The sequence below is a fragment of the Streptomyces lincolnensis genome (assembly GCF_001685355.1).
Lineage (GTDB): Bacteria > Actinomycetota > Actinomycetes > Streptomycetales > Streptomycetaceae > Streptomyces > Streptomyces lincolnensis.
In genome coordinates, this window is sequence record NZ_CP016438.1 from 1,774,298 (window position 1) to 1,799,251 (window position 24,954).

Below are 24,954 nucleotides of genomic sequence, written 5' to 3' on the forward strand. Positions count from 1 at the left end.
CTGCTATTCCTCGGGCATGACCGCGTATTCCCCGGACGCCACCGACTGGCGCATCCTCGACGTCCTCCAGCGGGAGGGCCGGGCCAGTTTCGCCGAGCTCGCCCGGGCCGTGTCCATGTCCGCGAGCGCGGTCACCGAGCGGGTGCGCCGGCTGGAGGAGGCGGGCGTCATCCAGGGGTACGCGGCGGTGGTGGACCCGGAGGCGCTGGGGCTGCCGATCCTGGCGTTCGTGCGGCTGCGCTATCCGAACGGCAACTACAAGCCGTTCCACGACCTGGTCGCGGTCACGCCCGAGATCCTGGAGGCCCACCACGTCACCGGCGACGACTGTTTCGTCATCAAGGTCACGGCCCGCTCGATGCGGCATCTGGAGGAGGTGTCCGGCAAGATCGGCACGCTGGGCTCGGTGACGACGAGTGTCGTCTACTCCTCACCGCTGCCCCGCCGCCCTCTCGGTCAGTGACCGCGCTGCCGGAGCACCGATCCCGATCTGCCCTTCACGACCTCCAGTTGGGCGTGGATGCGCCGCCGCAGATCGGCGACATGGCTGACGATGCCGACGCTGCGGTCGCGTTCGCGCAGTGAGTCGAGGACGTCGAGGACCTCGTCGAGGGTCTGGTCGTCGAGGCTGCCGAAGCCCTCGTCGATGAAGAGGGTGTCCAGCCGCACCCCGCCGGCCTCGTCGGTGACGACGTCCGCGAGGCCCAGGGCGAGGGCGAGGGAGGCGAAGAAGGTCTCGCCGCCGGACAGGGTCGAGGTGTCGCGCTCGCGGCCGGTCCAGGCGTCGACGACGTGCAGGCCGAGGCCGCTGCGGCCGCGTCCGCTGCGGTCGGCGGAGTGGACGAGGGTGTAGCGGCCGGAGGACATGCGGTGCAGCCGCACGGTCGCGGCGGCGGCCACCTGTTCGAGCCGGGCCGCCAGGACGTACGCCTCCAGGCGCATCTTGCGTTCGTTGTCCGCCGAGGTGCCCGCGGCGAGCCCGGCCAGGCGTGCCACGCGGTCGTACTCCTCGCGCAGCGGCGCCAGCCGTCGTACGCCCGCGGTCGCCCGTTCGGACAGGCGGTCGAGTTCGGTGCAGCGGCGGGCCGCCGCGTCCCGGGCGGAGGCCGCCTCGCGGGTGCGCCGGGCCGCGGCGGCCGCGGCCCGCTCGGCCGCCTCGACGTCGGCGGCCGGCTGCCGGGCGGCGGCCGCCGCGTCGGTCTCGGCGAGGACGGCGCGGACGGCGGCCTCCTCGGACTGCCAGGCGTCCAGGCGCCGTTGGAGTTCGCGGTGGGCCGTGTCGTCCAGCAGGGCGGTGGCCGCGGCCTGCGGGGTGTCGAACCCGGCACGGAAGGCGGCGTCGGCCAGACGGGCGTCGGCGTCCTTCAGACGCTGGGCGGTGTCCTCGGCGGCGCGCGCGCTGTCGGCGGCCTCGGTGAGGAGCGCGGCCTGCCGCTCCAGCTGGGCCGCCCGTGCGGCCACACTGTCGGCGGCACCCCGTGCCTGCGTCAACTCCTCTTCCAGCAGGGCCTTTTCCCGGTCCAGCCGTTCGCGGTGCCCGACGCGGGAGGCGGCCCGTACCTCCGCCTGCTGCCGGTCGGCGGTGCGCCGCTCGTGCTCGGCCTCGGCCCGGCGCAGCTCCTCGTGGACGGAGTGCAGCACGGAGGCCTCCGCGCGCGCCCGCTCGTACTGCCGCTCCACCTCCTCGTACTCGGCGGCGAGCCGGTCGGTCGGTGTGTCCCCGGCCTCCGCGGTCGCGGCGGCCAGTGCCTCTCGTACGACGCCCAGGTGCCGTTCCCGCTCGGCCTGCCGTTCCTCCGCCCCCTGGTAGGCGGCGAGCGCCTCCTCCTCGGCCTCCCGGTCGACGTGCCCGGCGTCCTTGCGCGCGGGCGCCGGATGGTCGGTGGCACCGCAGACGGCACAGGCGACGCCGTCCTCCAGCCGCGCGGCCAGTTCGGCGGCGATGCCGTTCAGGCGCTGTTCCCTGACGTCGAGCCAGTGCGCCTTGGCGCCCAGGGTCTGTTCCCGGGCGAGCCGGACCTGCTCGGCGGCCGTGTCGGTGTCGCCGGCCAGCTGGTCGCGCATCCGCGCCGCGTCCAGTCGCTTGCGGGTCGGTTCGCGCCGGGCGCCGAGCTGCTCGGAGCGGGTCGCGGCCTCCTGGGCGGTCTCGATGCGGGCCTGGAGAGCGGTGCGGCTCTCCTCCCAGCCGGCGAGCCAGCTGCCCGCCTCCGCGAGGACCTCCTCGTCGGCCCGCTCCTGACGCTCCAGGTCGGTCCGCTCGGTGACCAGTTCGGTGAGCCGCTGCTCGGCCCGCCGGGCGGACTCGAGGCCGCCCAGTTCCTCGGCGGCCCGGCGGGCGGCGGCCACGAGTCCGGCGGCACCGGCCCCGGCGAAGGTCTCCGGCAGCCGGGCACGCGCGTGTGTCTCGGCGGAGGCGGCCCGCCGGTGGTCGGCCTCGGCGGATTCGCGCAGGTCCAGGGCGGGTGCGACGGCCTCGGCCTTGCGGGCCCGTTCCATGCGGGCCTGCGCCTGGCGGTAGCCGTCGGCGCGCTCCTCCAGGAGTGCGGCACGCTCCTGTGCCTGGGTGAAGCGCCGTTGCAGCCGGTCCACTTCCCGGATGTCGGCAAGGGCCCGCTCGGTCGCCGCCTCTGCGGACTCGGCGGCCGTGAGGCGGCAGTGGGCGACCGTGAGCTGTTCGCGGGCGGTGCTGCGGGCCACGGCGGCGGCGCCCAGGACGGCCTCGGTCAGCCCGGGTTCGCCGGGCGCCAGGTCCGGCAGCTCCATGGCGCCCGAGGCCGCCTGCTGCATGCGGTGCGCGTCGGCCAGCAACGCGGCGTCGCCCTCGCGCACCTGCGCCTCGGCGGCACGTCGGCGTTCGGCGAGCCGCTTCTCCACCTCGGCGAAACGGTGGGTGTCGAACAGGCGCCCGAGCAGCCGGCCGCGGGCCTCGGCGTCGGCGCGCAGGAAGCGGGCGAAGTCGCCCTGGGGCAGCAGCACGACCTGGCAGAACTGCTCACGGCTCATACCGAGCAGCTGGGTGATCTCCTCGCCGATCTCCTGGTGGGAGCGGCTCAGGTCCTTCCAGGCGGCGGCCTTCGCGTCGTACTCGCGCAGCCAGCTCTGGGCCTTGTCCAGCGTGGTGCCCAGGCCGCGCTTCTTGGGCCGCTCCCACGGGGGCTGCCGGGTGATCTCCAACCGGCGCCCGGCGACGGTGAGTTCGAGGCGGATCTCGGTGCGCGTGTTCCCGACGGCGTGGTCGCTGCGCAGGGTCATGCCCTGCCCGCTCTGCCGCGTGCCCGGTACGGCGCCGTAGAGCGCGTAGCAGACGGCGTCGAGGACGGAGGTCTTCCCGGCGCCCGTCGGGCCGTGCAGCAGGAACAGCCCCGCCGCCGACAAGGCGTCGAAGTCCACGCTCTGGGAACCGCCGAAGGGCCCGAAGGCGGTGATGTCCAGACGGTGCAGCCTCACCGCGCCGCCTCCCGTACCGCCTCGTCCGCGCGCACCGTGTCGAAGGCGTCCCGCAGCACCAGCTGCTCACGCTCGTCGGGCCCGGCGCCGCGGACATGGGCCACGAAGTCCTCCGCGATCTCCTGGTCGCTGCGGTCGGCGAGCCGCTTGGCGTACGACACCGCCGGGTCGTCGGCGGCCCGCTCGGGGTCGAAGACGAGACTGAGGGTGTGCGGGAAACGCTCGGTGAGCCGGGCCATGGGGTCGGCCGGCCGGACCGCGTCCGTCAGGGTCGCCTCGACCCACGCCTCCTCGTGCCGCGCGAGTTCCGGATCGGCGAGCAGGTCCTCCAGGGTGCCCCGCAGCCGGGCCAACGCCCGCGGCACCGGGCAGTCCACGCGCTCGGCGCCGACCGAGCCGTCGGCCCCCAGGTCGACGAGCCACATGCTCTTGCGGTGCCCGGCCTCGGAGAAGGAGTACGGCAGCGGGGAACCGGAGTAGCGGACGCGCTCGGTGATGGCCTGGCTGCCGTGCAGGTGCCCCAGCGCCACGTAGTCGACGCCGTCGAAGACCCCGGCGGGGACGGCGGCCACCCCGCCGACGGTGATGTCCCGCTCGCTGTCACTGGCCTCGCCCCCGGTGACGAAGGCATGCGCGAGCACGACGGACCGCGTGCCCCGCGCGCGCGTGGCGAGGTCGGCGCGGACCCGGTCCATGGCGGCGGCGAGCACGGCCTCGTGGCCCGGCTTCTCCACACCGAACTCGTCCTTCACCAGGGCCGGTTCGAGATAGGGCAGACCATAGAAGGCGACCTCCCCGAACGCGTCCTCCAGCACCACCGGCGTCCCGCACGCCGACGCCTCGGTGCGCAGATGGATACCCGCACGCCCGATGAGCCCGGCCCCCACCCCCAGCCGACGAGCCGAGTCATGATTCCCGGAGATCATCACCGTCGGCACCCCGAGCTCGGCGAGCCGGTGCAACGCGTCGTCGAACAACTCGACCGCTGCCAGCGGCGGCACCGCCCGGTCGTACACGTCCCCCGACACGACCACCGCGTCCACGCCGCGCTCCCGCACGGTCCCGACGAGGTGACCGATGAACTCGGCCTGGGCGCCGAGCATGTTCACCCGGTGGAACGCCCGGCCGAGATGCCAGTCGGACGTGTGCAGCAGTCTCATGACATGGCTCCGACCTGCACAACCCCTCCTGACAGCCGCCGGCCCTCTGGCGACCAGCACTGACCAGCACGGCTCGCGGTCAGCACCCACCACGCTAACGTCTCTGGGTCGCTGATCCACCACGGATGGCACTTCATCACCCGCCGCCAGGACCGAATCATCCGAAATATCGTGGATAAACAGGTCAATTCGAGCGATGGCCGGTTCGGCCGACGACGCCCGTGAACCGACGGGACGCCTGGGGCCCAAGTGGCTTTGTCCCTCTTGTGGTTGCTCCCCTTCCCCCGACCGCCGTTGCCCGTAATCTTGTGCCACGAGCCGCGCACGGTGCGTCATCGGACAGGGCCAGGACTGCGTCCCCACGGCGGGGCGTCGGAGGGGGGAACCGCCTTGTGCGAGCAGGTCGAGGAGCGGATCCGGCGTACCGCTGTGGACGTTCTGGTGGAGGTCGACAGCCTGTGGTCGTCGGAGGATCGTGAGCAGTTCCTGAGCCTGGTGCTGGACGGGCTGCGGAGCCCGGGGCGGCTGTCGCACCACGCGGCGCCGCGCAACCAGTACATCGCGCTGCTGCGGCTGTGCCTGCGCGGCGATCCGGCACCCGGCAGGCCCGGCGGCCTCACCTGTCTCGCGACGGTCCTGGAACTCATGGATCCGGGCTCGCCCGAGGCCGCCATCCTGTCCCGGCTCGCCGACGAGTGGCAGGCCGTACGGACGCTTCCGGCCGAGTTCCTCCAGGCCTGGGACCTCCTGGAGGAGGCACTGCTGTCGGTGCGGCTCACCGCCGAGGAGCGAGGGCGCCTGGTGATGGGAGCGACCCTGTCGCGATTACGCAGACTGCCCGACCACTGCACGACCCCCTGGTCGGACTTCCTCCACCTCGTCGGACAGAACACCGCACCGCGGCAGGTACCGCCCTGGATGGTGTATCTCGACAAGGCCACGGAGTGGATGCCCCAGGAACACCGCGGCGAGCTGCGCGCCCTGAACCGGCGCCGGGCCGCGCGGTGGGAGCTCGGCGAGACCTTCGACCGCCGTCGCTACGACTCCACGTGGGCCGGCCCGCAGCTCTCCGCCGTCCACGACGAGAACCTGGCCATCCGGATCAGGCCCGCGCCCTTCGACGAGGACCACTACACCGTCTCCCACTGGTTCCACTCGGACGCCCGCAGTCCCCATTTCGAAGGCCGCCGGGACAGTGCGGTGATCCCCTTCGCCGCGCTCCAGCAGACGGTCAGCGATGTGATCTCCGAGGTGGAGCGGGCGGAAGGGGACCGGCCGGGGCGCCTGCGGCTGGAGTTCGTCCTGCCTCTCGAACTCATCAACCTGCCCGTCGAGTCCTGGCCCCTGGACACCGAGGATCCGCATCTCCTGCTCGGCACGGCCTATCCCGCGGTCGTCATCCGCAGCCTGGACCGGCTGCTGGACGAGCGGTGGCACCGCCGATGGCGGCTGCGCTGGCAGAAGCTCAAGGACGAACCGACGAGCAGTTCCTGGTACGTCAGCATCCCCGACCGTGATCCGCGGCACCACGAGAAGGTGCTGGCGGGCCTGCTCGACGAACGGCAGGTCGCAGCCGTCCTGAGCGAACCGCCCGAGCGCAGCCGGCAGCGCGGCTGCCTGGAGATCAAGGCGGCGCTGCGCACGGGGTATCCGGTGGTGGTGTGGCACCGGACCAGTGAGTCGACCGCCGAATTCCGCCAGGCACTCAGCGACCTGTTCGCCGGCGGATTCGCGGACCTGCTGTCGCGCATCACCCGGTTCCGCCAGGAAGCCGCCGCGCTCGGCAGCGAGCACGACCACTTCGGGCGGCATCTCGCGGTGCTGTGGGACGACCCCGACAGGAAACCGCTCTGAGCAAGGTCCCGGCGTGACCCGGCAGCGCCGACAGCAGGGAGGAACCGCACATGGACGCGGACTCACAGGCAGTCCCGGAACCCTCGTGGTTCCTCTACCGGGGCACCGGCACGCCGATGAACCCGGCCGACCGCGACCGCCGCTGGCCGGCCCCGCCCCCGTGGCGGACCTTCTCCGGCGCCCCCGACAGCGCCACCGCGCCACCGCCCCCGCAGGACGGCACGGCAGCCCGCGTGCTGGGCCCGCCCGGGGTCCCGTGGCCCGCCGTCCCCGACGAGGTCGTCCGGGTGAACATCGCGCTGCGGCTGCGGCGTCCGCTGCTCGTCTCCGGCGGGCCGGACACGGGCAGGTCCGCCGTGGCCCACCGGATCGCCAGGGAGCTCGGGCTGGGCCCTGTGCTGCGCTGGCGCGTCACCGGGGGCAGCACCCTCACCGACGCCCTCTACGGCCCGGCCGGTGGCGGCACCTTCCGCCTCGGCCCTCTGGGCACGGCCCTGCTGCCCCGCCGGCTGCCGCGCGTGCTGTTGGTCGACGGCCTGGACCGGGGCGGTTTCGACCTGCCCGAGCAGGTACTGGGCACGCTGGAGGACGGCGAGTTCGTCCTGCCCGAACTCCTCGGCCGTACGGAGAAGGACCCCGGCACAGCCGTCGTCCACACGTGGGAGACCGGCAGGACGGCGACGCTGCGCGACGCGCTCGTACGCTGCCACGAGCCGCCGCTCGTCGTGATCACCAGCGGCGGCGAGGCGGACCTCTCGCCCGGTTGCGTGCGGCAGTGCGTGCCCCTGACGCTGCCGCCGATGACGGCCGGGCAACTGACCGCACTGGCCAGGGCCCGCTTCCCCGCACTCGCCGAAGGGCGGCACGGCCGGCTTCTGGAGGCCCTCGTCGAGCGGCTCCTGCGGGACCCGGACACCGACGCGCCGGGGTTGCTCCTCGATGTGCTGCACCTCGTCGACGAGGGTGCCCTGGACGAAACCGGGGAAGAAGACGAGGTGGAGGCAGCCCTCGACACCGTTTGGCGATGGGCTGTGGTGGAGGGGCCATGACGTCCTTCGGCGGTCGCGGTGACACGCTCCTGCACCATGGGCCGGGGGCGCCGTGGGCCGATTCCGGCCGGTGGACGGACATCACCGACGCGCAGGGCACACTCCGCGCCCTGCACCCGCTGCGGACAGCTCCCGGAGGCGGTGCGTTCGACATGGTCGTGGCCGTGGACACCGATCCCGGCATGGTGGTCTGGCAGGACACGGCCGCGGAGTTCACCGGACTGCTGCGCAGGTCACGCGTGTTCCGCCGCGTGGACCGCTGCGGGCTGGGGATGCCGCCGCCCGGACAGGTCCACGGGCGCCGGCCGCCCGGTCGAGACCCCCTGCCCAAGACGCCCGGCCCCGCACGGCGGCTGGTCCTGGTCCTGACCGACGGCACCGCACCCGCGTGGCGCTCGGGCGCCCCGGGCCATCTGCTGCATCACTGGGGGTGGGACAGTTTCCTGGCCATCGTCCATCTGCTGCCGTTCCATGCCTGGCCGGACGCCGGGATCCCGACCTGGCCGATGTCCTTGAGGGCGGCACGGCCGGGCACGCCCAACCGGGGGCTGGGGATGCGCCCGCACGGACTCGGCCTCGACGCGCCGTCCGCACCGCCCGGATACGACGGTGAACTGCTCGTACCCGTCCTGGAGTTGACACCCCGCAGCCTGGCGTCCTGGGCACGACTGGTGACGGCCGGCCCGTCCGCACGGGTCAGGGTGCCGCTGACGTACGCGGCGTACGCCGACCGGCTCGCCCCGCCGCCGGCCCGGCGCGACGCGGCCGACGCGGTCGCACGGTTCCGCGGATCGGTCTCGCCCGACGTCTTCGGCCTCGCCGTCCTGCTCGCCGCGGCCCCCTTGGCCGTTCCGGTCGTCCGGCGTGTCATGACCCGGCTCAGGCCCGGCACACGCATATCCGACTTCGCCCAGCTGCGCGCCCATCAGCTGATCCGCCCGGTCACCGGCCCCCGCGCGGCGCCGGGCCGCCCCCAGGTGTCGTACGACTTCGAGCCGGGCGTCCGCGGGGAGTTGCTGGCCGCCGGACGAAACGATGAGCTGCGTCAGGTCGTCGACGTGGTCTCCGAGACCCTGGGCCCGGCGGCCCGCGGCCTGTGGCGCTTCCCGGCGCTCCTCACCGGCGTCGAGGTGCCGCCGGCGGGCCCGAGGAACGAGGAGACCCGCCTGTGGCTGGAGACCGAGACGGCCGTCCTGCACGCGCTGTCCGGCCCCTACGCGACCCGTGCGCGAACGCTGGAGGAGGAAGTCGGGCACTGTGCGACGCCTCCGGCCCCGCACCGCACTCCCGCCCGCACCACGGGGGCGGCCCCGCCCCTCCCGCGAGGACCGCACCAGGAGGATCCGTTGAACCAGCCGACCAACGCGCCGGAGCCCCGTACCGGCCCCGCGCAGACCGCCCCCGGCCGACTCCCCGGACCTGCGGCGCATCCCATGGGAGGCCCCTCCAACCGCCGCACCCCGGCCGTCTGGGGCAACGTACCCCCGCGCAACCCCAACTTCACCGGCCGGGGCGACCTGCTGGACGCGCTGCACCGACGGCTGCGCAAGGAGAAGACGACGGCCGTGCTGCCCAACGCGCTGCACGGCATGGGCGGGGTCGGGAAGTCGCAGCTCGCGATCGAGTACCTCTACCGGCACCTCGCCGAGTACGACATCATCTGGTGGATCTCCGCCGAGCGCACCACCCAGGTCGCGCTGTCCCTGGTGGAGCTGGCCCAGCGGCTGGGTCTTGAGGCGAGCACCGAGGCGACCTGGTCGGTCTCGGAGGTCCTGGAGGCCCTGCGCCGCGGTGAGCCCTACGCCAACTGGCTGCTCGTCTTCGACAACGCCGACAGCCCCGAGGTCGTTCGGCCGTACTTCCCCTCCGGCGGCCCGGGCAACATCCTGATCACCTCCCGCAATCCGCAGTGGGCCAGCGCCGCGCAGCCTCTGGAGGTCGACGTCTTCCGGCGGGAGGAGAGCGTGCAGCTGCTGCGGGTGCGCGGCCCGGAGATCAGCGACGAGGAGGCCGACCGGCTCGCCCAGGCGCTGGGCGATCTGCCGCTGGCCATCGAGCAGGCGGCCGCCTGGCGGGCGGAGACGGGTATGCCCGCGGACGAATACCTGCGGCTGCTCGACGAGAAGATGGTCGATCTGCTCGGCCTGGTCGCGCCGCTCGACTACCAACTGCCGGTCATCGCCGCCTGGAACGTCTCCCTGGACCAGCTGGAGACCAAGAACCCGGCGGCCATGCAGTTGCTCCAGGTCTGCGCGTTCTGCGCCCCCGAGCCCATCTCCCGCACGCTCTTCGCCGGCCGGCCCGCCCACCCCATCGCCCCGGAGCTGGACGCCGTCCTGCACGATCCGATCCGCCTCGGCCAGGCGATCCGGGAGATCGGCCGCTACTCGCTCGCCCGCTTCGACCACCGCACCAACTCCATCCAGATGCACCGTCTGGTGCAGGCCGCGCTGATCTCCCGGATGACGGAGGCGGAACAGCGGCGCATGCGGCAGGGCACGCATCTGCTGTTGGCCGCCAACGACCCCACCGACCCGCACAACGTCATCAACTGGCCGCGCTACGGCGAACTGCACGCACACCTGATCGTCTCCGAGGCCGTCGAGTCCACGGACCGCTGGGTGCGCTCCCTGATCGTCAACGAGGTGCGCTACCTGTGCCGTTGGGGCAACTACGACACCGCCCTGCAACTGGCCCGGTCGGCCTACGATTCCTGGCGGCGGGAGAGCGGCGAGGACGACGCCCAGTTGCTGGAGGTCTCCCGCTGGCTGGGGTTCGTCCTGTTCAACATGGGCCGCTACCAGGAGGCGGCGGACGTCAACGACCGGGTCCTGGACGCCTACCGCCGCACGGTCGGCGAGGACCACGAGGACACCCTGGACGCGCTCGGCAACGTGGCCATCGACCGGCGGGTGCGGGGGGACTTCGTGGCCGCGCTGGAGCTCTCCGAGTCGATTCTCCAGCGGTATCTGCGGGTACTGGGCCCCGACGACCCCGAGACCCTGCGCGCCGCGCACAACGTGGCCGTCAGTCTGCGCCTGACCGGGGACTTCGGCCGCGCCAAGGTGCTCGACGAGGAGACCTTGCACAGCAAGACCCAGATCTTCGGCCAGGACCACGTGGTGAGCCTGGTGACCTGGCTCGGGCTCATCCTCGACATCCGGGAGCTCGGCGACTACCTGACCGCACTCAGCTTCCAGCTGGAACTCACCGAACAGTCGACCCGGCTGCTCGGCCACGACAACCCGTTCACGCTCTCCAACCACCGGCACCTGGCGGTCGCCCTGCGCAAGGCCGGACGGCACGAGGAGGCACGGGAGACGGCGGAACGCAGCCGGGCCGATCTCGTCCGCCGCTACGGCGAGAACAACCCGGGCGCGATGCAGTCGACGCTCGAACTGACCATCGACCTACGGCACGCGGGAGAGCTGGAGCAGGCGCGCGACCTCGGCCGGCGGATCCACGCCCAGTACACGGCGACCTACGGCGCGCTGCACCCGCACACGCTGTCGGCGGAGGTCGACCTCGCCATCACGCTCCGCCAGCTCGGCGCCGCCGACCAGGCACGGACCATCGACGAACGCGTCCTGACCGAGCTGCGAAGTGCCCTCGGCGAGCGGCACCCCTCCGTGTTGATCAGCGCGACCAACCTGGCCAGCGACCTCTACGCCCTGGGCGAGTACGAGGCCGCCCGGCAGTTGGACGCCGAGACCCTGGCGCTCTCGACGGAGGTCATGGGCCAGGAGCACCCCTCCACCCTGGCCTGCGCCGCCAACCTGCCGCTGGACCTGAAGGCACTGGGCCGGACCGAGGAGGCGGACCTTCTGCACGCCGTCACGGCCGAACGGCTCACCAGGGTCCTCGGGGCGGACCATCCGGCGGTCCGTCAGGCGGTGGACTGGGAGCACCGCGCGGACTGCGACATCGATCCACTGCCGTTGTGAGACGACCCGGGGCGGGGCATCTCGGCGTGCGGCGTGCCGGGGCCGCCGGCCCCGCCCGCCCGGTCGTGCCATCCCCGGGCCAGCCAGTCGGCCAGCGTGGCCGGGGAGACGGGCCGGCCGGACCTGCGGGTGACCCGCCCGGAGACGGCCCGCAGCAGTTCGGGGCGTTCGGCAAGTGCCCGGTAGCCGTCCCCGGCCGCCCCGTCGTCCGCGTGCCGGTCGGCGATGAGCAGGCCGAGACCTCCCCAGGCGCCGACCCGCTCGGCCCCTTCGGCCTCCTGCGTGTACAGCCGCACCGCCTCCTCCGTCTCACCCGCGACGCAGGCGAGGTCCGCGGCGGTCGCGCCACGCGTCCAGGTCGCGGCCGGTGTCCCGGCGATGCGGGCCTCGGCGAAGGACTCCGGATCCATGACCATCAGCCGGACCAGATGAGCGTACACGTCCAGTCGGCACCCGGCCGGATCCGTCCTGATCTCGGAGCCGGAGTCGGCGGCCGTGAAGGCCGGGGGCGCTCCCCCGCTCAGCCATGCCCCCGCCGTCGCCGTCACCGTCGACTCCTCGGGGACCACGTGATGGGCACGCCAAGCGGCGCGTTGGTGCGCGGCGGCGCGCTCGGCGAGTTGCAGCGCGCGCCGGGGGACCGGGTCCGTCTCCCACTCCCGAAGGTCCGCCATCAGTCCCTGCACGAGCCTGCGCCCCGTCACCGTCAGCGCGGGATGCGCGTCGAGCGTCTTGAGGGCCGCCCGGCTCTGCCGGCGCCACAACGCGAATTCGAAGCGGGCCAGTTCCAGCGCCCTGCCGGTGTCGCGCGTGCAACGGGCCCGCCAGAACCGGGTGACGCCGGAGAACGCGAACGCTCCGTGCAACAGCCCGGTGAGCGGCCGGGGGTCGTCCCGCCACGGGGCGTGGAAGAGGTCCGCGCAGTCCTCGGTCAGCGGGGTGAGGTGCATCAGGCCGTTGAGCAGTGTGTGGCGGAACTCGTGCACCAGCGTGACAGCCAGTTCGACGGTCGCCTCGTGCGCGTCCGGCTCGATGTGCGGCTCCGAGAGCATCACGCAGCCGAAGGCCTCCGAGGCCGACGCGCTGCGTGGCCGGAACCTCTCTCCGCGCGGCAGCGGCACGAGCGAGAGCAGCCCCTGCGCCAGTGCTTCGGCGCTCTCCCGGTGGTCGGTGACCAGGAGTGCCCAGGCCCGGTCCAGCCGTTGCCGCCAGCGCTCCGCCGTCGCGTGGTCCAGGCGGACAGGGCCCGGGTCGCCGGGGATCACGGGATACAGGCCGAGGTCGTCCACCGAGAGGGTGAGGGTGACTCCGTCGTGCGTGCTGCGGAACAGGCGCGTCCCCTGCCAGCCCGGGGCGTCGGACGCGGGGTCGGCGGGCACGTCCACGACCCGCGCGGCAGGAAGGGCCACCCGGGCCCTGCCGCCGGTCACGCTCACGTCCGCGACACCCCACGGCTCCGACTCCTGCGACAGATCCGGAAGTCGGCGCTCTCGCGGTGTCCAGGCGCGGCCCAGGCCGGGAAGCACCACGGCCCCGTCGTGGGCCGGGACCCGGATGCGGAAGTCGGTGCCGGCCACCGTGGCACCCGCGGCGGCCAGGGCATGCAGCCGGCCCACCTCCGCCCAGAGCGGAGTGTCGTCGTCCGAGGAGCCGCGCAGCCGACGCAGCAGATGGGCGGCCCACAGCCCGGTCTGCGGGTCCATCAGCAACCGGCGCACCGGCTCGGGGGCGCGCCGTTGGGCGCCGGCGAGCAGATCCCATGCCTCGTGTACCGGTTCGAGGGGCCCGCTCGCCTCCGGCAGGGACGCCATCTCGTCCACGACCGCACGGAGCAGCAGCAGCCGCCTGCTGTACTCGGCGTCGAGGAGAGCCCGGGCCACGGACGCCTGTTCGCCGGTGGAACAGAGTGCGCCGACACCGACTTCGTCGAGGCGGTGACGGTTCAGAGGCCGGGACGACTCTCTCTCCGCATCCTCGGAACCCTCTTCACGCCACGTGCCCACGAAGCTTCCTCACCACGCTGTTCACAGCACCGGACCAGAGCAGTCCGCTGTGCCGCGCACGATACCCGGCGCATGAGTGCGTCCGTGGCACCCGGGGTCTCAACTGCCTTCGCTGCCACCCCTGGTGCTGAAGGGCCGGTCCACGCTCAGCAGGAGCATGTCCATCGCGGGCCTCAGGGATCCTTCGCTGATCAGCGGGAGTTCATCCAGCGTGACGTGCGACAAGCGGGGCAGCCAGGATTCGACGGTCGCGGACTGGGCCGCGTCACGGGACTCGTACATGGAGCCAGATAGTAGGCGACTACCGTCACAGACATAACCCTGAACCACCGGGGACACGGGATACGACCACCGCCTCGGGAGCGATACGACGCTCCGTCAGGCAACCTCGGTGACCAGGCGGTGCAGCCGCTGTGCCTCGGGGCTCGCGCCCGCGCACAGCAGGACGGCCTCCGCGAGTTCCTGGAGCGCGCCGGGCCGTCGCCAGCAGGTGCGCACGACGCTGATGGCGTCCATACGGGCCTTGCCGTGCCGGGTGATGGCGGCGCGGACCTCCGGCCTCAGCAGACCCAGGATCACTTCGCGGGCACCCGGGTCGACGAACTCGTCCACCGCCAGCAGACCGTCCGTCAGGGCCCGCAGCAGTCCGGGATCCGGCGCGGCCCGTCCGGGCGTGCCGTCGGCCGGCCCCGCGGCCACGCGACGGGACAGCAGTTGGCCCTCGTCCCCCAACCGCTCACGCACCCGTTCCGCCACCGCGTCGAGGTCGGGAGGCCACTGCGCGCCGGGGGTGTCGCCGAGGACGGCCAGCAGCTCCCGGCTGAAGAGACCGGTCGGCGAAGGCGTGAGGTTGACGGCCGTCTCTCCCGGCCGGGCCGCGAAGAGGACGGCCTGGTCGCACCCGGTCACCGGCCTGCCCGCGCCGTGGTCCTCGCGCGGCAGCGGGCCGCGTCGTTGCCGCGGGTCGCGCGGTTCCTGGCAGGCGTCCACCAGCCAGATCTGCCGTGGGTGCGCCCGTGCCGCGTCCGAGCGGTAGTGGCTGAGGAGGGCGTCGAAGTCCAGGAAGCCCGGATCGACGAGGTGCTCCGCTGCCGTGTCGGCGTAGAACAGCCGACGCCGCCCGTCGGTGTCCACCAGTCCGCGCCCGCCCCACACGACCCACAGCAACTCGCTCCCGCTCGCGGGGACGTCCTGGAGGAGAACACGGTGCACGTGGTCCCGGTCGGCGGGACGGACGGCATACGGCAGACCGGCGTGCCGCGCCGTGCGATCGGCCGGTCCGGAGAACAGTGCGGTGATCCGCTCGGGCGGGACCCCGCGGGCCATGAACCACTCGGCGAACCGGACGCCGTGCGCGACGGGGCCGTCCGGCTCCCCCTCGTCGCCCGCCTCGTAGGTGTCGATCCCCACGACGACGACCCGCGTCCGACGCGGGTCGAGCTGAGGCGATGCCGGATCCATGCGCTCAGTGTGCCGTTGGTGCGGTGTCCGCCGTCAGGCGTCCCCGTAAGCCTCTCCCCCGAGCTCGAACCCCGCCGCCCCCGCCGTCACATCGGCCAGCCACCCCCTGAACGCCTCCACCTCCGCGTCCGGCAGCGCGATCTCGATGGTGACCGCCTCGCCGTAGCGGACGTCCCGGATCTCGCGGCCGGTGGTGTGGAGGTCGTTCTGGACCTTGCCGGCGCGCTGGTGGTCGACGGTGAGGGTGGCGAGGCGGAAGCGGCGGCGGGTGTGGGTGCCGAGGGTGTCGAGGGCCTCGCCGACGGCTCCGCCGTAGGCGCGGATGAGGCCGCCGGCGCCGAGTTTGACGCCGCCGTAGTAGCGGGTGACGACGGCGACGACGTAGCGCATGTCGCGGCGCAGGAGCATCTGGAGCATGGGGACGCCGGCGGTGCCACCGGGTTCGCCGTCGTCACTGGCCTTCTGGATCGCGGCGTCGGCGCCGATGACGTAGGCGAAGCAGTTGTGGGTGGCGTCGGCGTGCTTCCTGCGGACGGCGGCGACGAAGTCCTGGGCCTCCTGCTCGGTGGCCGCCGGGGCGAGGGCGCACAGGAAGCGGGAGCGGTTGACCTCGGTCTCGTGGACGCCCGCGTGGGCGACTGTGCGGTACTCGTCCTGCATCGGGTCAGCCTATGGGGTGGCCGGTCGGCTCTTGCCGCCCCGGGCGACGATCAGGCTGGTGAGCAGGGCCGTTCCCGGGGTGAGGGCCGTCCAGTCGGTGCCGCGCCAGGCCAGGACGGCGATCGCCGAGGTGGGGAACTTGGTGCGCACCTCCTCCAGGGTGTCGTCGAGGCCGTCCCCGGCGAGATCGAGGACGAGGTCCTCCAGGCCGGGGTTGTGGCCGACCAGCAGCAGTGTCTCGACCTCGGCGGGTGTCTCCCGGACGACGGCCAGCAGGTCGGGGGCATCGGCGGCGTACACGCGCGCGTCCAGCCGCACCGGCGGGGGTGTGCCCCACTGCGCGGAGGCCCACTCCCAGGTCTGGCGGGCGCGTACGGCGGTGGAGCACAGGGCGAGGCCGGGGAGCAGGTCGGCGGCGGCGAGGGCGCGTCCCGCGGCGGGTGCGTCACGTCGGCCGCGCGGCGCGAGGGGCCGTTCGTGGTCGGGGGTGCCCGAGGGCCAGGCGGACTTGGCGTGCCGCAGCACGACCAGGTGGCGCAGCGGGCCCGTTCCCGCCCGCGCGATCACGCCGGGGCTCCCACGTCGCGGGTGAGTTCGACGCCGAGGAGGCGGTCGGCGTAGGCGTACGTCTCGAAGCGGGCGCCCGCGGGCAGGTCGGAGGTCTCCACCGACCGCAGGATCCGCAGTACACCGGGCACGTCCAGGTCGTCCTCCCAGGCGGTGCGGAGTTCCGCGCGCACCTCGTCGGGGATCGCCCGGGACGGCTGCCGGGCCCAGTCGGCGACCGCGCGGCGCCAGCGCCGTAGCGTGTCCTGGGCGCCCGCCAGGGCGTCCGCGTCGAGCCGCAGGGGCGCGTCGCGGCGCGTGGAGAGCAGGGCCAGGCGTACGGCGGAGGGGTCGGCGCCCGCCGGGATCCCGGCCGCCGCCGGGTCGACGGGGGCCACGGCGATCCGGGCTCCCGCGGCAAAGCCGTCCGAGGTGGCGGCACCCTCGCCGAGGACGTGCAGGGCCTGGGCCTCGCCGAGACCGACGCCGAGACCGCTCCCGGCGACTCCGTCCTCGAAGGGCCGGATGCCGAGCGCGGCGGCGCCCGCCCTCAGCTCGGGCCGGTCCCGTTCGCCGTTGAGCAGCGCCCACACGGGTGTCCCGCCGAGTTCCAGGGCCCGGACCAGGACGTCGGCGACGAGCAGCACCCGCAGGGAGGTGCTGTCGTAGCCGGCCGTGTGGGCCTCGACCCGGGTCAGGCCGCGGCGGGCGGGAGCAGCGGTGACGGGCTCGCCCGTCCGGGCGTCGATGATGCGCAGCACGGGGGTGAGCGTAGGCGCGCGGACGGCACGGCGCCACCGCCCGACCGAACAGACGTTCAGTGGGTCCGCTCTCAGCGCACGGCGAAGGTGGTGAGCACCGCCGCGTGGTCGGACGGCCAGTCGTTGCCGGCGACGTCCGGCCAGGGGCGCGGGGTGCCGGTGACGACCGTACGGGAGTCGAGGACCCTCAGGCCGCGGTGCAGGACGTAGTCGATGCGGTCCTGGGGTTCGGGGCGTCCGCTGCCGTCCTCGCGCACGGGGTGGACGGGCGACCAGGTGTGGCCGGGGGCGGCGGCCGCGTCCGGGTGGGCCTCGCGGTAGGAGTCGCTGAGGCCCGCCTCCTCGGCCGCCCTGGTGACCGGCCACTCGCCGTCGGTCCTGTCGAGGTGGGAGGGGCAGTTGAAGTCACCGACGAGGACGACGGGCGCGCCGGCACCGATCCGGTGCAGGGCGTCCCGCAGTTGAGCGAGGCGCACCTCCTCGTGCCGCTCGTCGAAGACCGGCTCGTAGGGCCCGTACCGCCGGTAGTCGAGATGAGCCGTCCAGACGTCGACCTCCCGGTCCCCTACGGCGATCCGCGCCCCGGCCGCTCCGTAGAACCCGACGTCCGGGTCGCCGAGGCGGGCCGTGATCGGGTGCCGGCTGATGATGCCGAGGTTCTCCCCGGCCCGGTGGTGGTGCCAGCCGAGGGCGTCGGCGAGTTCCTGGGCGGCGGTGCCGTACGTCTCCTGGAGGCCGACCACGTCCGCGCCGGTCTCAGTGATGATCTTCAGCTGCTTGGCCCGGTGGTCGTGGACCTTGGTGCCGCCGTACCAGAGGTTCCAGCTCATGACGCGGAGTTCGTACGGCAGCAGGGCGGCGAGCCGGCGGGGGTCGAGGCCGGTCAGGCTCGCGCGCACGGTCCGGCCCGGCGCGGTGTCGATGGGGGCGAGCGAGGGCACGGCGAGCACCGTGCATCCGGCGGCCTCCGCCGAGCGCACGCCGGTCTCGGTGTCCTCGACGGCCACGCAGGCGGCGGGGTCGACGCCCAGGGCACGGCAGGCGGCGAGGTAGGGGTCGGGGGCGGGCTTGGTGTGCTCGGTGTCGTCGGCGGTGACGGAGACGGCGAAGCGGTCGGCGCCGAGCACGTCGAGCACGGTGTCGGCGACGGCCCGGGGGGAGGCGGTCACCAGGGCGGTGGGGACGCCGTCGCGGGCCAGGGCGTCGAGCAGGTCGAGGGCGCCGGGGCGGGGCACGATGCCGGTGCGGACCCGGTCGGCGAACTCGCGGTGCAGCGCGGCGGCGAGGTCCGCGGCCGGGGTGCCACCGGCCGCGGCCAGCCAGGCGGCGGTGTGCTCGACCGGGCGGCCGAGCACCTCCGGCTGGTCGGCGTCGGTCAGCGCGCGACCGGCGACCCGCTCCACCGCCTCCCACCACAGCCGCTCGGTGTCGACGAGCGTGCCGTCCATGTCGAACAGGACGGCCTGGAGCGGGAGTCGGGTCATCGTGTGCTCTCTTGCATGGGGGGATCCTGGTGGGGGGAGTCGGCGGTGGTGGATCAGCTGGTGCGTTCCGCCACGAGCACCGGCCGTTCGGGCAGCGACAGGCGCACCGCGGTTCCCGCGCCGAGTCCGGCGGCCTCGTGGGCGGGCAGGTCGGCCTTCACCTCGGTGCCGTCGGCGAGCCGGACGGTGAGGCGGACGACCGCGCCGAGGAAGGCGGTGGCGACGACCCGGGCGTCTCCCGCCGAGTCCGCGTGGAGCCGGACGGCCTCGGGCCGCACCAGGACGTCCACCTCGGTCGTGTCGGGCATCGGACCGTCGACCGGCAGCCGCTGCCCGAGCACCTCGACGTCACCGCCGACGAGGACACCGGGGATCCGGCTCATCGTGCCGACGAACTCGGCGACGAACGCGGTCGCGGGGCGCCCGTACAACTCGGCGGGCTCCGCGCACTGTTCGAGGCGCCCGGCGTTCATGACGGCGACCCGGTCGGCGACGGACAGGGCCTCTTCCTGATCGTGCGTCACGAACAGGGTGGTGATGCCGAGTTCCTGCTGGAGGCGGCGGATCTCCTCGCGCAGCGTGAGGCGGACCTTCGCGTCGAGCGCCGACAGCGGCTCGTCCAGGAGCAGGACGCGGGGCCGCAGGGCGAGCGCGCGGGCCAGCGCGATGCGCTGCTGCTGGCCGCCGGAGAGCTGGTGGGGGAAACGTTCGCCCTTGTCGGCGAGGCCGACCAGCTCCAGCAACTCGCCTGCGCGCGCCCGGCGTTCGGCGGTGCGCACCTTGCGCATCCGCAGTCCGAAGGCCACGTTGTCGAGGGCGCTGAGATGCGGGAAGAGGCTGTACGACTGGAAGACCATCCCGGCGTCCCGGCGGTGGGCGGGGACGCGGGTGACGTCCTCGCCGTCGACCAGCACCTGGCCGGCGTCGGGGTGTTCGAACCCGGCGAGCATGCGCAGGGCGGTGGTCTTTCCGCAGCCGGACGGGCCGAGCAGGGCGAGGAACTCCCCCGGCCGCACGGTCAGGTCGAGCCCGTCCAGGGCGATGGTCGTCCCGAACTCCCGCCTGAGGCCCCGGAATTCGACGGTCGCCGCTTTCGTCTGGGTCATTTCAAGAACGGTCATGGTTCATCCCCGGGAGGCGGTGGTTCGGGAGCGCCCGCCGACTCCGGCGAGCGCGAGGAGCAGCAGCCAGGTGACGAGCAGGCTGAGCACGGACACGGCGACGGAGAGCTGGGCGTTGGCGCCGCTGACGCTGTAGATCCACACGGCGAACGGCTGGAAGCCGAGCAGCCGGGCGATGGTGAACTCGCCGAGCACCAGCGCCAGGGTGAGGAAGGAGGCGTTGAGCAGGGCCCCGCGCAGGTTCGGCAGGACGGCACGGATCAGCGCCTGCGGCCAGCTCGCCCCGCAGCTGCGGGCGGCCTCCACGAGGGTGCGCACGTCGACGGCGGCCAGACCGGCGTCCAGTGCCCGGTAGACGAACGGCAGCGCCAGCACGACGTAGGCCAGGACGAGGACGACGGGGAAGTCCGGGTTCTGGATGGCCACGAACGTCTGGAACAGCGGTGTGCGGGAGAGGTGGTCCGGTCCCCACTTGAGCACGGTGACGATCCCGGCGACGAACGCGATCGGCGGCACCACCAGCGGCAGCGAGCACACCACCTCCACGACCGGCCTGAGGCGAGCGGCGCCGAGCCGCAGCGCGACCGTCGCGGGCACCGTCAGCAGCAGCACGACGGCGATGGTGGCGGCGGCCAGCTCCAGGGAGAGCAGCAGGCTGGAGCCGAAGCCGTCGGCGGACAGCAGCTGGGTGTAGGCGTCGAAGGTGATGCCCTGGCCGGGCACGTCGACGGTGAACACGACGGACGCGGCCAGCGGCACCAGGAAGTACACACCGGCGAGGCCGAGCGCGCCCCACCGCCACAGGGTCAGGCGAGCCATCGCGCGCTCCTTCGCTGGAGGGGCAGGTAGACCGCCATCACCAGGCCCGCGACGAGGACCATGTCGAAGCTGAGGGCGAGCGCCACGTTCTCCTGGCCGACGAGCACGTTGCCGGAGAGGGCGTCGGCGATCTGGAGGGTGATCAGCGGGACCGAACTGCCCACCATGGCCGCCGCGGTGGCGTACGCGGCGAAGGCGCTGCCGAACAGCAGGACGAACCCGCCGAGCAGGGTGGGGGTGAGGACCGGCAGGGCGACATGGAGCCAGTACTGCACGCCCGTGGCGCCGTTGTTCTGCGCGGCCTCGCGCCACTGGACGCGCAGGCCCTCCAGAGCCGGCGTGATGGTGAGGACCATCAGCGGGATCAGGAAGTACAGGTAGACGATGACCAGTCCCCAGAAGCTGTAGAGGTCCCAGCCCTTGTCCTTGAGGCCGAGGTGCTGGGTGAGCACACCGGCGTTGCCCAGGGTGGCGACGAAGGCGAAGGCCAGCGGGACACCGCCGAAGTTGGCGAGCACCCCGGAGGCGGTGAGCACGCCCTCGCGCAGCGCGCGGGAGCGGGAGGTCACCACGGCCTGCGCGAGCGGCAGCCCGAGCAGCGCGCCGAGGGCGGCGGAGACGGCGGACAGCTTGATGCTGCCGAGCAGGGCGGTGAGGTACGCGCCCTGGAGCGAGTCGGTGAGGTTGGCCGTGCTGTAGGAACCGGCGCCGGTGGCCGGGTCCTTGACGCTGAAGGCGCCGTCGAGCATGGCCAGGGCGGGAAGCCCGAAGGCGATCGCGGTGAAGGCGAGCAGCGGGACCACGGCGAGCCAGCCGGGGGCACGGCGCCGCCGCCGCTTCGCCCCGGCGGCGGTCGCCGTGTCGGCCCGTGGAAGGGTGGCCGTCATCCGGAGACGGCCTTCCCCCAGCCCTGAGCGAGGACCGTCTTGGCCTTGCTCTGCTGGGCCTCGGTCGGGAAGGAGGGCGTTCCGGAGACCTGCGGCAGCTTGGCGGCCGCCGCCTTGTCGAGGGTGCCGGCCTTCTCCATGGCGGTCATCAGGGCGGGGCGGGCGTATCCCTTGAGCCACAGGTTCTGGCCCTCGGTGCTGTAGAGGTACTCCTGCCACAGGCGGGCGGCCGCGGGGTGCGGGGCCTCCTTGTTGACGGCCTGGGAGTAGTACTGGGCGTACTGGCCGTCGCTGGGCACCGCGACCTTCCAGTCGACGCCCTTGGACCCGAACTCGTCGGCGTACCCGGCGTTCAGGTAGTCCCAGTCGATGCTGATGGGCGTCTCGCCCTTCTCGACGGTGGCCGGGGTCGACTCGACGGGCGTGTAGTTGCCGTTCTTCTTGAGCTTGGCGAAGAAGTCCAGGCCGGGCTGGATGTCGTCGAAGGAGCCGCCGTTCGCGAGCGCCGCCGCGTACACGCCGCCGAAGGCCGAACCCGACTGGGTGGGGTTGCCGTTGAGGGCGACCTGCCCCTTGTACTGGGGCTTGAGCAGGTCGGCGAAGCTGGTCGGGCAGGTCTTGACGCGCTTGGCGTCGCACCCGATGGAGATGTAGCCGCCGTAGTCGTTGTACCAGCGCGCCTGCGCGTCCTTCTGACCCGCCGGGATGTCGTCGTACGACTGGACCTTGTACGGCGCGAGCAGGCCCTGCTGGGCGGCGCTGACCGCGAAGGAGCTGCCGAGGTCGAGGACGTCGGGGGCGCGGTCCTGGCCCTTGCGGGAGGTGACGGCGTTGATCTCGTCCTGGCTGGAGCCGTCGGGGCTCTCGACCTGGATCTTGATGCCGTACTTCTTCTGGAAGCCGTCGATGAGGGCGCCGTAGTTGGCCCAGTCGCGGGGCAGCGCGATGGCGTGCAGCGTGCCCTCCTTCTTCGCCGCGGCGACCAGCTTGTCCATGCCGCCGAAGTCCGCGGCGGAGGTCGCGGTCGCGGCGTTCTTGCCGTCCGCGGTGGTGGACGCGGACTCGGGTGCGGCGCCGCAGGCGCTCAGGGCGAGCGCGGCGAGGACGGCGAGGGAACCGCCCACGACGGCTGTTCTCGGCAGGACTGTGTTCGACAAGGCCATAGACACGGACACGGATGCTCCAGGGACGCACGAGGGTTGCGGAAGACACAGAAGGCGACTGACTTGTCTGAACAAGTTGAGCCTCAGTAGGCACGCCTCAGGTGTCCTTCCCGTTAACTCCGGCAAAAGGATGTCCCTGGATTTCGCATCCGATCTCCCCCGTGACCAGCCGTCCCTGATGTCGATTAGGCTGGTCACGCTGTGCACAGCGACCGACTCGGAGGGGGAGCATGGCGGCGCGACACGAGGAGATCGCCGACGAACTGCGGCGGGCGATCGACCGCGAGGAGTACACGGTCGGCAGCCGGCTGCCTGCCGAGACGGAGCTCGCGGCGCACTACGGCGTCTCGCGCGGCACGGTCCGCCAGGCCGTCGCCGCCCTGACCTCCGAGGGGCTCATCGGCTCCCGTCAGGGCGCCCGGCGCGTGGTGCTGGCCAGCCGCCGCAGCCAGAGCTTCGCCGAACTGCGCAGCTTCGCCCAGTGGGCACGCGCGATGGGCCGCGCGGCCTCCGGAGTGGTGGTCGCCCAGGAGTACCGCCCGGCCACCGCCGAGGACGCCGTACGCCTCCAACTGCGCTCCGGCACACCGGTGTTGCACGTGCTGCGGGTGCGCGGCCTGGACGGCGAGCCGGTCCTGCTGGAGCGGACGGTGTACGCCGACTGGATCTCCCCCGCCGTCGAGGCCATCGAGCCGGACTGCCCGTCGGTGACCCAACGGCTGTACGACGACCGGGGGTTGGTCTTCGCCTACGGCGAGCACGTCATCGACGCGGTCGCGGCCGGCTCCCAGGACGCCGACCTGCTGGCCGTCCGCCGCACCAGCCCGCTGCTGCGGGTACGCCGGGTGACGACCACCCGGGAGGGGCGCCCGGTGGAGTGGTCGGACGACCGCTACCGCTCGGACGCCGTCAGCTTCAGCGTGCACAACTCCATGGACCACAACGCGCTGGCCCGCAAGACGGCGGAGTGAACGTCCCGGGTCGCCGTCCGGAGGGGCGCCGGACCCGCGGGACCGGCCGACTCGGGCCAGGCGGCGGATTCTTCACGAACCGGAGCTGACCGCCGCGGCGGAAGCGAGGACCGGGGTCTCGGGGAGGTGGGGGTAGGCGGCCGTCCGGTGCTGGAAGGAGAGGATCTTCGGGTTCCGTACGACCCCGTCGCGCATCTCGATGGCCTTGCTGATCGTGGGGTCGGCCTCCCAGGCCGCGGGACCGCTCATGACCTTGCGCAGGTAGGGCAGGAGCGCCTCGCTGATTTCCCACGTCGCCGAGTTCCACAGGTGGGACGGGCTGTGATCCACGGCGTAGTAGTGACAGCCCGGCCCGACCGTGGACATCGGATCGCCGAAGGTGGTCGGACGGGCCCATTCGAAGCCCATGCCCTCGTCGCAGGAGACGTCGATGAAGAAGGTCCCCGGCCGGAAGCGGTCGAGTTCCTCGTCCGTGACGAACATCAGCGGCGCGTCGGTGTCCTGGAGGACACAGTTGACGATGACGTCGAAGCCGGCCAGGTACTCCGCCAGCGGCACGGAACCGGCCGCGGTGACGGCCCGCAGACGCGACGGATCGTCCTCCTGCTCCTCGAAGTGGCCCATCACGACCGACGGCATGGGCGAGGCCACCGCCGCCGCGGCGCGTTGGGTGAGCACCGTGACGTCGGAGACGCCCATGGCGCCCAGGCCGGTCACCGCGCCGCGCCCGGTGGCGCCGAAGCTGATGACCGCCGCCCGCAGGCGGCGCCCGTAGCTGCCGGTCAGTCCGCCGAGCTGGAGGGCGTGCAGCACCGAGGAGTAGCCGGCGAGTTCGTTGTTCTTGTGGAACACATGGACGCTGAAGGCGCCCGCGGACGTCCAGTGGTTCATGGCCTCCCAGGCGATGAGGGTCAGCCGTCGGTCGATGCCGAGCTGGGTCATCTTCTCGTCCTGCACGCAGTGCGGCCATCCCCACAGCACCTGGCCCTCGCGCAGCGCGGCGACGTCCTCGTGCATGGGTTTGGGCAGCAGCAACACGTCGCACTCGGCGAGGAGCTGCTCACGGGAGCGAAGGCCGGCCACCAGCGGGCGCAGCACGTCGTCGGCCACGCCGAACCGGTCGCCGTATCCCTGTTCGAGGAAGATCCTCTCGCGGATGTCCGGGGCGATCCGGTCGAGGTGGGCGGGGTGCAGGGGGAGGCGGAACTCGTTCTCCTTGCGGGAGGAGGCGAGTACGCCCAGGCTCAACAGACTCATGCGGGTGCGGCTCTCTTCATGCCGGATGCGAAGTGCTCCGGCCTATGCCGTTCTCCGAGGGCGACGCCAAGACGGATGAGGCGTGCGAAGTGCGCTCGGTATCTCAACCGTACTCCTCTCCGGCACCCGCAGCCGACCCGTCGGGGGCGTCGCGGACCCCTCCTCACCGGGCGGGGAACATTCCCGGCGCCCCGGACGTTGTAAGGAGTGGTTGTAGTTGAAGTTTGCGAACGTGGAAGCGCCCGCGGAGTTCTGACAGCGGGCGTTTCGTCGTTCCGGGGGGTTTTCTTCGACGGTTGGCGGCCGGCAGCCCGGAATCGCGCGAGTGCGCGTCTCCGACCTACTCGCCATCTCGAAGGAGACATCA

At 73.0% G+C, this 24,954-nt stretch carries 19 protein-coding genes; 5 read left to right on the forward strand and 14 right to left on the reverse strand.

Translation table 11 applies throughout. From position 1 onward, the window contains the following. Positions 1–16 precede the first annotated feature (16 nt). A complete protein-coding gene (locus SLINC_RS07805) occupies positions 17–463 on the forward strand; it encodes an Lrp/AsnC family transcriptional regulator (RefSeq protein WP_067428306.1) in 447 nt (148 codons plus the stop codon). On the opposite strand, the gene SLINC_RS07810 is transcribed toward SLINC_RS07805, so the two are convergent. Continuing rightward, on the reverse strand, positions 457–3,447 hold the full coding sequence (locus tag SLINC_RS07810; RefSeq protein ID WP_067428309.1) for an AAA family ATPase: 2,991 nt from the start codon (positions 3,445–3,447) through the stop codon (positions 457–459). The genes SLINC_RS07805 and SLINC_RS07810 overlap by 7 nt on opposite strands. Further along, on the reverse strand, positions 3,444–4,607 hold the full coding sequence (locus SLINC_RS07815) for an exonuclease SbcCD subunit D (protein ID WP_067428312.1): 1,164 nt from the start codon (positions 4,605–4,607) through the stop codon (positions 3,444–3,446). The genes SLINC_RS07810 and SLINC_RS07815 overlap by 4 nt, the downstream gene beginning before the upstream one ends. 390 nt (positions 4,608–4,997) lie before the next feature. On the opposite strand from SLINC_RS07815, the gene SLINC_RS07820 reads away from it, so the two are divergent. From SLINC_RS07820 to fxsT, 3 genes are read left to right on the forward strand one after another with little or no spacing between them, the layout of a single operon-like run. Beyond that, positions 4,998–6,461 (forward strand): VMAP-C domain-containing protein, encoded by a 1,464-nt coding sequence (locus SLINC_RS07820; RefSeq protein ID WP_067428315.1) that lies wholly within the window; start codon positions 4,998–5,000, stop codon positions 6,459–6,461. A gap of 50 nt (positions 6,462–6,511) precedes the next feature. Then, on the forward strand, positions 6,512–7,510 hold the full coding sequence (locus SLINC_RS07825) for a MoxR family ATPase (RefSeq protein ID WP_067428318.1): 999 nt from the start codon (positions 6,512–6,514) through the stop codon (positions 7,508–7,510). After that, positions 7,507–11,454 (forward strand): FxSxx-COOH system tetratricopeptide repeat protein, encoded by a 3,948-nt coding sequence (fxsT, locus tag SLINC_RS07830; RefSeq protein ID WP_225988280.1) that lies wholly within the window; start codon positions 7,507–7,509, stop codon positions 11,452–11,454. The genes SLINC_RS07825 and fxsT overlap by 4 nt, the downstream gene beginning before the upstream one ends. Here the strand turns inward: fxsT and SLINC_RS07835 are convergent. The 11 genes from SLINC_RS07835 to SLINC_RS07885 all read right to left on the reverse strand — a co-directional run bounded on the left by SLINC_RS07835 (position 11,397) and on the right by SLINC_RS07885 (position 22,359). After that, complete coding sequence (locus SLINC_RS07835; RefSeq protein ID WP_159425332.1) at positions 11,397–13,334, reverse strand: HEXXH motif domain-containing protein; 1,938 nt, start codon at positions 13,332–13,334, stop codon at positions 11,397–11,399. The genes fxsT and SLINC_RS07835 overlap by 58 nt on opposite strands. 222 nt (positions 13,335–13,556) lie before the next feature. After that, positions 13,557–13,739 (reverse strand): hypothetical protein, encoded by a 183-nt coding sequence (locus tag SLINC_RS07840; protein ID WP_067428329.1) that lies wholly within the window; start codon positions 13,737–13,739, stop codon positions 13,557–13,559. A 96-nt stretch (positions 13,740–13,835) separates the two neighbouring features. Further along, a complete protein-coding gene (locus SLINC_RS07845; protein ID WP_067428333.1) occupies positions 13,836–14,918 on the reverse strand; it encodes an effector-associated domain 2-containing protein in 1,083 nt (360 codons plus the stop codon). A gap of 33 nt (positions 14,919–14,951) precedes the next feature. Next, positions 14,952–15,578, reverse strand: coding sequence for a YigZ family protein (locus SLINC_RS07850; RefSeq protein WP_067428336.1), 627 nt, complete (start codon positions 15,576–15,578; stop codon positions 14,952–14,954). A 9-nt stretch (positions 15,579–15,587) separates the two neighbouring features. Continuing rightward, positions 15,588–16,145, reverse strand: a complete 558-nt coding sequence (locus tag SLINC_RS07855) for a SixA phosphatase family protein (protein ID WP_067428339.1) — start codon at positions 16,143–16,145, stop codon at positions 15,588–15,590. After that, a complete protein-coding gene (locus tag SLINC_RS07860) occupies positions 16,142–16,885 on the reverse strand; it encodes a hypothetical protein (protein ID WP_067428342.1) in 744 nt (247 codons plus the stop codon). The genes SLINC_RS07855 and SLINC_RS07860 overlap by 4 nt, the downstream gene beginning before the upstream one ends. Before the next feature lie 71 nt (positions 16,886–16,956). Continuing rightward, positions 16,957–18,369: an HAD-IA family hydrolase gene (locus tag SLINC_RS07865; RefSeq protein ID WP_067428345.1), complete on the reverse strand. Its 1,413-nt coding sequence runs from the start codon at positions 18,367–18,369 to the stop codon at positions 16,957–16,959. Positions 18,370–18,422: 53 nt separating this feature from the next. Further along, complete coding sequence (locus SLINC_RS07870) at positions 18,423–19,490, reverse strand: ABC transporter ATP-binding protein (RefSeq protein ID WP_067428348.1); 1,068 nt, start codon at positions 19,488–19,490, stop codon at positions 18,423–18,425. Between the two features lie 3 nt (positions 19,491–19,493). Then, on the reverse strand, positions 19,494–20,309 hold the full coding sequence (locus SLINC_RS07875; protein ID WP_067428351.1) for an ABC transporter permease: 816 nt from the start codon (positions 20,307–20,309) through the stop codon (positions 19,494–19,496). Beyond that, on the reverse strand, positions 20,297–21,196 hold the full coding sequence (locus SLINC_RS07880) for an ABC transporter permease (protein WP_067428354.1): 900 nt from the start codon (positions 21,194–21,196) through the stop codon (positions 20,297–20,299). The genes SLINC_RS07875 and SLINC_RS07880 overlap by 13 nt, the downstream gene beginning before the upstream one ends. Beyond that, entirely contained in the window at positions 21,193–22,359 is a 1,167-nt protein-coding gene (locus tag SLINC_RS07885) for an ABC transporter substrate-binding protein (protein ID WP_067428358.1), read from the reverse strand. The genes SLINC_RS07880 and SLINC_RS07885 overlap by 4 nt, the downstream gene beginning before the upstream one ends. A gap of 230 nt (positions 22,360–22,589) precedes the next feature. Between SLINC_RS07885 and SLINC_RS07890 the strand changes: the two genes are divergently transcribed. Further along, positions 22,590–23,330 carry a GntR family transcriptional regulator gene (locus SLINC_RS07890; protein WP_067428362.1) on the forward strand — a complete coding sequence of 247 codons (741 nt, stop codon included), beginning with the start codon at positions 22,590–22,592 and terminating at the stop codon, positions 23,328–23,330. A 72-nt stretch (positions 23,331–23,402) separates the two neighbouring features. Here SLINC_RS07890 and SLINC_RS07895 read toward each other — a convergent pair whose 3' ends face one another. After that, positions 23,403–24,587, reverse strand: a complete 1,185-nt coding sequence (locus SLINC_RS07895) for a N(5)-(carboxyethyl)ornithine synthase (RefSeq protein WP_067428365.1) — start codon at positions 24,585–24,587, stop codon at positions 23,403–23,405. Positions 24,588–24,954: the final 367 nt, after the last annotated feature.

What these genes read in the sequence shown, in the direction of transcription:
- SLINC_RS07805 (WP_067428306.1), top strand. Translation starts at nt 17, where the DNA reads ATGACCGCGTATTCCCCGGACGCCACCGACTGGCGCATCCTCGACGTC.
- SLINC_RS07815 (WP_067428312.1), bottom strand. Translation starts at nt 4,607, where the DNA reads ATGAGACTGCTGCACACGTCCGACTGGCATCTCGGCCGGGCGTTCCAC.
- SLINC_RS07825 (WP_067428318.1), top strand. Translation starts at nt 6,512, where the DNA reads ATGGACGCGGACTCACAGGCAGTCCCGGAACCCTCGTGGTTCCTCTAC.
- fxsT (WP_225988280.1), top strand. Translation starts at nt 7,507, where the DNA reads ATGACGTCCTTCGGCGGTCGCGGTGACACGCTCCTGCACCATGGGCCG.
- SLINC_RS07840 (WP_067428329.1), bottom strand. Translation starts at nt 13,739, where the DNA reads ATGTACGAGTCCCGTGACGCGGCCCAGTCCGCGACCGTCGAATCCTGG.
- SLINC_RS07845 (WP_067428333.1), bottom strand. Translation starts at nt 14,918, where the DNA reads ATGGATCCGGCATCGCCTCAGCTCGACCCGCGTCGGACGCGGGTCGTC.
- SLINC_RS07850 (WP_067428336.1), bottom strand. Translation starts at nt 15,578, where the DNA reads ATGCAGGACGAGTACCGCACAGTCGCCCACGCGGGCGTCCACGAGACC.
- SLINC_RS07865 (WP_067428345.1), bottom strand. Translation starts at nt 18,369, where the DNA reads ATGACCCGACTCCCGCTCCAGGCCGTCCTGTTCGACATGGACGGCACG.
- SLINC_RS07870 (WP_067428348.1), bottom strand. Translation starts at nt 19,490, where the DNA reads ATGACCGTTCTTGAAATGACCCAGACGAAAGCGGCGACCGTCGAATTC.
- SLINC_RS07875 (WP_067428351.1), bottom strand. Translation starts at nt 20,309, where the DNA reads ATGGCTCGCCTGACCCTGTGGCGGTGGGGCGCGCTCGGCCTCGCCGGT.
- SLINC_RS07880 (WP_067428354.1), bottom strand. Translation starts at nt 21,196, where the DNA reads ATGACGGCCACCCTTCCACGGGCCGACACGGCGACCGCCGCCGGGGCG.
- SLINC_RS07885 (WP_067428358.1), bottom strand. Translation starts at nt 22,359, where the DNA reads ATGGCCTTGTCGAACACAGTCCTGCCGAGAACAGCCGTCGTGGGCGGT.
- SLINC_RS07890 (WP_067428362.1), top strand. Translation starts at nt 22,590, where the DNA reads ATGGCGGCGCGACACGAGGAGATCGCCGACGAACTGCGGCGGGCGATC.
- SLINC_RS07895 (WP_067428365.1), bottom strand. Translation starts at nt 24,587, where the DNA reads ATGAGTCTGTTGAGCCTGGGCGTACTCGCCTCCTCCCGCAAGGAGAAC.